Below are 8,437 nucleotides of genomic sequence, written 5' to 3' on the forward strand. Positions count from 1 at the left end.
AATAGAGTAAAACGCTTGCATCTATCATTTTGGTGCAAGCGTGATTCATGGGTAGCGTAGCAATATTTTGCGCTTACAATCAAACGCCGTGCAAGTGACGGGAATTAATCATATGTGAATTGTCAAGGTGCTCCGGCTACTGAAAAGTAGCCGGGTATTTTTCTATCAACGGCTGAAAATTGAGCGCTTACTTATGTACTACGATTTCAAGGTGAAAATCCCTGAGTTTAAGGGGAAAATCGTAAGCGCTATGAGTTGGGGCGTCCCAACTAGCATAACCCTGGCATCTTGCTAGATGCCAGGGATTGACAGTACTTTACTATACTTTTTATTTACAGATCTTCTGGATTTTCGGATTCCATGGAGCATGTTCTGCTAGTTCTTCATCTGACATTTCTGAGTTCAGACGCTGATCCAGAAGATATTTGATATATTTTTGAGGATCCAGGCCGTTTGCCTTTGCGGTTTCTGCGATCGTGAAAACCTGCATGCTGGCATTGGCTCCATCCTGTGTATCACTGAACAGCCAGGCTTTCCTTCCCAGAACTACGGTTTTGATGTTTCGTTCACTGAGGTTGTTACTGAGACTGCAGTTCCCATCAAGAAGGTAGTTCATCATATATGGCCGGCAGCTCTGCAGATAAGTCAGCGCTTTGATCAGGCGGTCGCCATTTTTCGGTCTCTGCTGCTCTGCCCACTTTAAAAATGCTTCGATCACTGGCCGCTGATCTTTCTCCCGGCGTTTTCGGATCCGTTCTGCGGAATAACCTTTCTCCTTGTATGTTTTTTCATACTGGAACAGCTTATCGCAGTACATCACTCCTTGAACAGCAGGCTCTGTAAGATCAGACTTGTGTCCTGCCGGTATCGCATTGTAGAAATACCTTCTCAAATGCGCATAGCAGCAACAGCGGACTGCATTTGGCAGATTGTTATAGCCTTTATAGCCATCAACCATCAGATAGAACTTTGAATCCTTTTCTTTCAAAAATTCAGCGATGTTGGATTTTGCCCTTGTCGGCGTGTAATGGTACAGGATGATAGGAATCCCTCCGTCTTCTCCAGTCCTTACAAGCCAGACATAAGACTTGCTCTGTGCGCGCCGTTTGGGTCCATGCAGGACCTGAAGAACTGTTTCATCAGCCATTAAATAATCACGTTTCAGAAGTTTCTTTTTAAAGTGACTATACATTGGCACAAGATACTTCAGGGAACATTCGATGATCCAGCTGGCCATTGCACTGCGGCTGATCTTCGCTCCGAGCCGTTCAAAATCTTTTTCCAGGCGGTAAAGAGGCATTCCGAGGACATACTTGGCGTACATGACATGTGCAGCCAGTCCGGATGAAACATAACTGCCCTTGATCAAGGCAGGCGGTGCACCTTTATCTTTTACGAATTCACTGTCCTCTGTCTCTTTGCATTTCGGGCAGGCCCAGGTAGTTCCTACATACTGGATCCGTTCCAGTTTTGGTTCTGCATAGCGCAGTTTACTCCTGAGTACTTCATGTCCGATGGGCACCATAGCAGTTCCACATGCCATACAGGTCTTCTGTTCTTCTGTAAGGGTATCTACATACACGGTTTCCGTCGGAAGATTTTCAAACAGTTCTTCGTAGCTGGGCTTGCTTTTGCACTATCTTTTATGAGCTGCCACATCTACGAATTCCGGCTCTACAACTTCTGCCGGTTTTTCAGGATCCTCTTCTTCATCTGAAGGAGGAAGATGAAAAAGATCCAACTGGCCTTCCATAACCGTGCGGCTTGGCTCACTGACAGAGCTGAAAAGCTTCTGCTTAAAATAAGACAGCTGGGCCTCAAGATCCGATATCGTCTGATCTTTTTTGTCGATACTGTTCTTAAGCTCTTGGATCATTTCCTTGAAAGAAACGATCAGCTCAGACTGATCCTGGATCGTAGTATTCAGTTGGGTGATGGTATCTTTCAATTCGGCAAGCCGGATATCAGTTGCTGCAGACATCGTTATTCCCCCTGTTTTTGACAGCTTTATTGTATCAGAAAAAAGAGAAAAAAGCGAATGTCCTCAAAAGCGCCATGGTATTTTTGACGGTGGATAACTTTTTTGCCGAAACCGGGTATATGGCGGTGTTGGTGGATACCCAGTTATTATATAAGGTCTTTTTTTCCAGAAAACAAGCCGATCCCCTGCTTTGGGGATGGAACTGGAAGACTGTTCGGAAGGCTTATCCACTTTTTATTTGGAAAATGATCTTTCACAGTTAAACTATACACATGGGTGAAAAACAGAAAAAAATATTTTCTCTGTTTTTCACAAAAGATCAGGAATTCCTGATCGCTTTGGGCTGTTCGATATCAAGTCCTGACATAAGCCAGTTGAACTGCTTCCAGGTGATCGGCTTTACTTCATTCTTACTTTTCGGCCAGCTGTATCTGCCGTTGTATCGATCCAGCCTTTTATAAAGCAGCACCCACCCATCGGGTTCTTTGATGAGGACTTTGATCCTGTCGCGCCGCTTTCCGCAGAACAGATAAAGTGCTCTTTTGGAGTCTGGTTCGATCTGAAGCTGGTCACGGATAATGGTGCAGAGACCATCGATGGACTTTCTCATATCTGTGGCCGAACAGACGATGAAGATTTCATCCGCTAATGTAATATCGCCAAGCATCAGGATCCCCCTAAAGCAGAGAAGATCCGGGACAACAGACACGGGTCGACGTCATTTGTCAGACTGATCTTAAGATTTCCAAAGGATATCTCGATAGGTGCAGTCTGAACGGTAGCTTTGTACATAGATACTGGTTCAACACCCGGCTGTTCCGGCATACAAATTTCAGGTAGGATCTCCATTTTTACAACATCCTGCTTTGGCGCTGGAGAAAAAGAACTGCTGTCAGCTGGCTGAGGTATTTCATAACCGCCTTTCTGACGGAGTCTCTTTACCCAGTTGTAAAAAGTACCTGGATTGATATCGTGTGCAACACACCATTGATGGTCGGACATACCACTGGACCGGCATTCCATGATTAATTCGTATTGCTCTGCAGCGGATCTGCGCTGGGCTTTGTGTGACATAAAGGATACCTCCATAATTGTAGTGAAATGCTCGCATTTGAATCATCCAGCAAAAAAGATGGAGAAAGTGCTCGCATTTTTATACTGTTTATTATGAAGGATTAACTGTTACTTGTTAATGCGTGGGGACATAAAGCGCATACGATATGGGTGGCCGTTAGGTTCCGCCGGGTGGTCGTCGCCCGGCGCAAATTGCAGGTACAGTTTAAGCGTGCAGAGCGTATTGTCTATCCGGCATATACAGGATGAGTTGCAAATAGTATTTGTAGTTTTTGTAAATGTCTTTTTATACAAATGTAAATATTTTCTATTATGTGACGTAATATAATCAAAGAGAAATTACTTGTGGTAGTTTTGAAAAACATTCACCAAGAGTGAATCTATTAAGGAAGGAGCAAATTATATGAAAAAGAATAAGCTTTACATGATTTTGGTTTTAATGTTTTTTTCAGTATTATTCATTGGTAATCCGCATAGTGTTAAGGCGGCAAACCCTCAGGTTGTCAAATTGAAAACCAATAAGACATACAAAAAATATGACATTACGGGTGATAGAAAAAATGATACATTAAAAATAAAAATTTCAAAACATTCTACATACGGGTACTATAATTCTTTAGCTGTTGTTATTAATGGGAAGACAGCTTATTCCTTTAATAATAAGTATTTTTACGCAAATTCACCCTATAATGAAGTGGATATTCGATTATATACATTAAAAAACGGTAAACCGTTTTTATTTCTATATGCACAGGCCGAAAACGGTGATGGACCAGTTTGCGGAGTGTTCCAATACAAGAGCGGAAAGTTGAAGCAGATAATTAATTTTCAAACCTTATTCCAAGGTTATGGCTCACACCTTAGCGGAGATGTGATTTCCATAAACGGAAATAAGATAACGACGGAGTATTATATTATGTCTTATGTCCTTGGACCGTGTTCTGTGAAATATAATTACACATATAAGAATGGAACGTTGAAACGGACAAGTAATGTTACTAAGTTTGACGGGATATATTCATATGGAAAAGATACAAGGATTTTTTATGCCAATAAGAAGCTGACGGCATATACTGCGACAAATGCAAAAACTAAGGCGTTTACAGTTAAAAAGGGAACTGCCGTTCAGGTGGACAAATGCTATTGCAACGGAAAAAGTATGCTTGTAAGGGTTAAGTATAAAGGCAAATATGGTTGGATAAAAGCAGCTAAAGGATATCCCGGTGAAAGTAATAAACAGTTTTCAAATGTAACATATGCAGGGTGATGCAATTTGCATTAGACGGAGAAAATCGCATAATAAGAGAAGGTCTTAAAATCTCCCTTTATGTTATGACTTGGATAGTGTTTATGACATAGCACTTTTTTGAGGAGCAATTGTTTTAATTCTTGCGATGCCAATTGTATTGCTAAAGAATATGGTACTGGTAGAGGTGACGAAAATGAACTTTATTGTATTGGTTTGTTGATATTCATCAGGTAGAATGGTAAAATCATTGCCAAAATTCGGTAGAATACTGATTTTTTGTAAAAAAGCATCTTGTAAACCAATTGAACATACAATCAAGACGGAGAAGAGTTTTTATGAAATTTTTGCATATATCGGATATACATTTTGATCCTGCTACAGAAGGAGCATCAACCAATAGTTTGCGTCGGAAATTTGAGACTTATGTTCAAGACAAGAATATTACAGATATTGATGAGATGTTCTTTACAGGTGATTTTCGTCATGCACAAAAACAGGCCGGAAGGGATATGGATCAAGTTGCCCGGAATGCTGTTGATTTTTTGAGATATATCGCCAAATGTGTAGGTATAAAAGACGATGGAAATCTCGATAAGCACATTCATATTGTCCCGGGAAACCATGATCTGGATAGATATCCCTATACTACCGATAATAAAGAAAGAAAACAACAAAAACTGAAAGCAACTAAAAAACTTAACAAAATATACCAGAACTATGATTGTCATAAGGGGCAGTTCTTAGGTATGGTGGATGGACATCCGTCATTAGAATATCTTCGCTCACGTTTTAACTTCTTTGAAAAATGCGCATCTCTGCTACATAATGAAATATGGGGCAACTTCGCTTCGGGGGAAATACATCGCTATAGAGATTATGGAGAATATGGCATAATATATCTTAACACAGCTATTGCCAGTGGGCGTGAGTGTGACAGGCATAATTTGATTATTGGATTGGATGATTTCTATAAAGCAGTAGACCAGGCTGCTGGGAAACCGCTTATTATTTTAGCGCATAACCCGATGGAGCATCTTTCCAGCTACGAATTAACAAAATTAAGAAATAAACTGAACGACAGCACATCATTTGTTTTGTGGCTTTGCGGGGACACGCATAATACGAACTATGAAAAAATTGATGATATTCCATGTATATCAGTTGGAAGCATGGTTCAAGAGAAGGGGACACAGGTAAGCTTTCTCATTGGGACTTTCCAAGAATCACACATAACTCACGTGGAAGCCCATAGTTATGATTCGGAAAATGATGGATGGAAATACGAAGAGGTGCTTACAAAACGCATCCGTGATTCAATACCAAATCATTTCAGCAATTTCACTGGAATGTTACCTTTAAATATTTCACCTCATAGAGATAAATTTACTGAAAAAAACAAAATTCTTCTCAGAATCATTGGAACACTATTTGTAATTGTTGTGGTTTCTGTCCCTATATACTATTTCAAGCAAAGAGAAAAAAAGCAGGAAAATACAGAGCAATCTGACATCGTAGAAATGATGGAAAATGCTGAAGAAAAAAGCAGCATTGAATTTCTATATGAAGACGTAACAACCCTGAGTATGGCGGACAGCAGCACATATATAAAAAGCATTCTTAAAGACAGAGAAGTTGAAAAAGCATATGCAGAAAATAGTTTTGATAAAGGATGTTCATTGAAGGTAGCCGTAGAAAATAAAGGTGATCGTGCGGTGGCTGTGTCTGATGTTACATTAGTCATTGATGAGATAAAAGCAATAAAAGAAGCCAATCCAGTTGTCTCAGCATATATGTATAATAATCAGTTACAAGTCTATTTGATCAATGACGGCAAGGAAGAATTTGACGGTACAGTACAGCTAAGTTTTAAATTCTACAACGAAAAAACCGGAGTTGTAGAATTTTTGGATAAAGAAATATTGGATAAAGTATTTCATGCAAAGTTTTTTGGATATTTAGAATCACTGGAAGCTGGTGAAATATTTAGAATTGGAAAATATAATATCTCCTGTACGGAATTGCTGAATTGGTTAAAAGAACATTCGGAAAATACAGGAATTTATATAACAGCAACAGTTAAGGATAAATATTCAGGACAATTATATGAATATGAACTTGGTCGTTTATACGCAACTAGTTCTACTCAGGCATGTCTCGAAAGGAAGTCGGGGGAAGAATATGATATTCCGGTTGAGCATCCGGTTATTTTTGACATTGGCACTGAAGAGTCAAGGAATTATTTATTAAATATGAATTATAACATTGACAAGAATACAGTAAAGAACGTGCAAGTTATTTTGCTTCCGACAGAGTCTTGTGAGATAACCTTTCATGCTGTAATTGATGTTGCAGGAGAAAAGCCGATCGAGACCGGGGAATTTAATGAGAAGATTTTTGTCCCAATTTACAAAAATGGAGCGCTGAATCAGTATTCAGATGTAGTAAGATATCTTTCGCGTAATGACATTGAAAGTTATTACTATAATCAGGATGAGACAATCCAAGAAAGTATCGCTTATAATCTGGAGACTATTGTTAGCGGAGTAAGCAAAAATACCCAGGGTGATAAGAACGCAAATTTGAGCGCGGATATCTGTTATGATTTTAGGACAGAAATAAAATCTGATTTAGATCGTGATACAGAAGATATTATTGAAAAATCATATGTAGATATCGATCCACCTGATTATGAGTCTCATGGTTTGTATGGAGAAGTATTGAGACAGTATTACGATAATGCAAAGGCAAAATTTCAATGGGAACTGATAAAAAAAAGTGGTTTTGTAAATGAAGGAGCAAGCAATTATTATAATCAGGACTCATGTGAGATTTATTACCAGTATATTGATTTAGCTGATGACGGCATATTTGAATTAGTTATTGCCATTGATTCTGAATACGATGCAAAGACTATTCTTGATATATTTACGATTGAGGATGATAAGGTTGTCAGAGTGATCGACAATGCTACTAGCGTTGCTTATCGAAATAGATATTATATTTGTAAAGATAAACGTATAAAAAATATAGGTTCTGGCGGAGCATATAATTCTCAGATAGAGTATTATGAATTACTTCCAAATAGTTCACAAATGGTTATAAGTGACTCGTATACTTACAATGGCTGGGATGGAGAATACTATTCTCATACGGATGGTGCTGGTAAAGTTTCAACCATATCTCCAGAAAAAATGGATGAACAAGGAACTTCGGAAGATGACGAATATCAAGGTGAATGGATTCTGTTATATAAAAGGAATGAAGTGTAGTTGTTATTTTGGATGGCTGCAGTTCAATGTTAAATTGATGGCATGAAAAATGCTTTCGGTATCTCAGTTTCCCTGCCCCTCAATGTTTGAGGGGTAAAGGCTTTTTGCTGCCGCGCCAAGTTTTGACCTAGGGTAAGCCCCGTAAAAGACTTATCTACTCACCCCAATTTAGCAAGTTTCCGTGCAGAACCAAATGGAGTGTTTTCTTTTTGCATAATTAAATAAATTTTAAACGTTGATGTAAAGTATGCGGTTTACCATCATGTACAGGAATGGTAGTAGTTTTTTCCTAATTGGGCAATCAAATATGCTGCTGTAGTATAAGACTGTGTTTCTTCATCCAGAATGCTGACACGGGCAAGTTTTTTCCATGGTTTTGCTGATATATGCGGCACGGACTGAAAGCGATTTAACTGCAGGAGAAAAATATTCAACATAAGGGTTTTTTGGACATGAAAAATCGGAGAGTAAATCGTAAAGAATTTCCTCTCCGATATAAGTCAGTTCGTCTTTATCCAAATATGCCCGAATATTAATAGTAAAATATTTATCAGACATGTTATTTCTTCCTTTTGGTCATTTAAGTTAAGATTTCTTTCTTGAATTGTGAAGCAGGAGGAATATACGCTGAACGATGGTATCCATGAAGGAATCATTTCAGAAGAGAATCGGGAACTGCCACATCAGAAACGATAGAAAGCGGGAGTATCATATCATAGTCTCAACCATGAGCATATTTATCTACTATTTTGAAGTGCTCTCTGTGGTGCTGGAATGTATGGCAATGCTAATTGTTAGCGATTTCATGAGCTGTCGCTGATGTGATTTCATCGCTTGTCAACAGGTTGCTCAGTTTTCTGTCTT

General features: G+C 38.9%; 7 protein-coding genes. 2 read left to right on the forward strand and 5 right to left on the reverse strand.

Annotated elements, in window-relative coordinates; all coding sequences use genetic code 11:
• Nucleotides 1-328 precede the first annotated feature (328 nt).
• The 4 genes from ACESZH_RS23185 to ACESZH_RS23200 all read right to left on the reverse strand — a co-directional run bounded on the left by ACESZH_RS23185 (nt 329) and on the right by ACESZH_RS23200 (nt 3,055).
• The gene (locus ACESZH_RS23185; protein ID WP_373219432.1) at nt 329-1,609 is read right to left on the reverse strand and encodes an IS66 family transposase; all 1,281 of its coding nucleotides are present in this window, start codon (nt 1,607-1,609) and stop codon (nt 329-331) included.
• A gap of 27 nt (nt 1,610-1,636) precedes the next feature.
• Complete coding sequence (locus ACESZH_RS23190) at nt 1,637-1,981, reverse strand: hypothetical protein (protein WP_373219420.1); 345 nt, start codon at nt 1,979-1,981, stop codon at nt 1,637-1,639.
• A 319-nt stretch (nt 1,982-2,300) separates the two neighbouring features.
• Entirely contained in the window at nt 2,301-2,648 is a 348-nt protein-coding gene (gene tnpB, locus ACESZH_RS23195) for an IS66 family insertion sequence element accessory protein TnpB (RefSeq protein ID WP_373219422.1), read from the reverse strand.
• Nucleotides 2,648-3,055: a transposase gene (locus ACESZH_RS23200; RefSeq protein ID WP_373219424.1), complete on the reverse strand. Its 408-nt coding sequence runs from the start codon at nt 3,053-3,055 to the stop codon at nt 2,648-2,650. Before ACESZH_RS23200 ends, tnpB begins: the two co-directional genes overlap by 1 nt.
• 403 nt (nt 3,056-3,458) lie before the next feature.
• Between ACESZH_RS23200 and ACESZH_RS23205 the strand changes: the two genes are divergently transcribed.
• Together ACESZH_RS23205 and ACESZH_RS23210 are read left to right on the forward strand one after the other, a co-directional pair.
• Entirely contained in the window at nt 3,459-4,322 is an 864-nt protein-coding gene (locus ACESZH_RS23205) for a hypothetical protein (RefSeq protein ID WP_373219426.1), read from the forward strand.
• A 317-nt stretch (nt 4,323-4,639) separates the two neighbouring features.
• On the forward strand, nt 4,640-7,573 hold the full coding sequence (locus ACESZH_RS23210; RefSeq protein WP_373219428.1) for a metallophosphoesterase: 2,934 nt from the start codon (nt 4,640-4,642) through the stop codon (nt 7,571-7,573).
• Between the two features lie 336 nt (nt 7,574-7,909).
• Here ACESZH_RS23210 and ACESZH_RS23215 read toward each other — a convergent pair whose 3' ends face one another.
• On the reverse strand, nt 7,910-8,131 hold the full coding sequence (locus ACESZH_RS23215; protein ID WP_373219430.1) for a hypothetical protein: 222 nt from the start codon (nt 8,129-8,131) through the stop codon (nt 7,910-7,912).
• Between the last annotated feature and the right edge of the window lie 306 nt (nt 8,132-8,437).

Origin of the sequence: Ruminococcus sp. 5_1_39BFAA, from assembly GCF_964240875.1 — a bacterium.
Classification (GTDB): domain Bacteria; phylum Bacillota; class Clostridia; order Lachnospirales; family Lachnospiraceae; genus Blautia_A.

Excerpts from the sequence above, each read along its gene's own strand:
- ACESZH_RS23190 (WP_373219420.1), bottom strand. The coding sequence starts at position 1,981 with ATGTCTGCAGCAACTGATATCCGGCTTGCCGAATTGAAAGATACCATC.
- tnpB (WP_373219422.1), bottom strand. The coding sequence starts at position 2,648 with ATGCTTGGCGATATTACATTAGCGGATGAAATCTTCATCGTCTGTTCG.
- ACESZH_RS23200 (WP_373219424.1), bottom strand. The coding sequence starts at position 3,055 with ATGTCACACAAAGCCCAGCGCAGATCCGCTGCAGAGCAATACGAATTA.
- ACESZH_RS23205 (WP_373219426.1), top strand. The coding sequence starts at position 3,459 with ATGAAAAAGAATAAGCTTTACATGATTTTGGTTTTAATGTTTTTTTCA.
- ACESZH_RS23210 (WP_373219428.1), top strand. The coding sequence starts at position 4,640 with ATGAAATTTTTGCATATATCGGATATACATTTTGATCCTGCTACAGAA.
- ACESZH_RS23215 (WP_373219430.1), bottom strand. The coding sequence starts at position 8,131 with ATGTCTGATAAATATTTTACTATTAATATTCGGGCATATTTGGATAAA.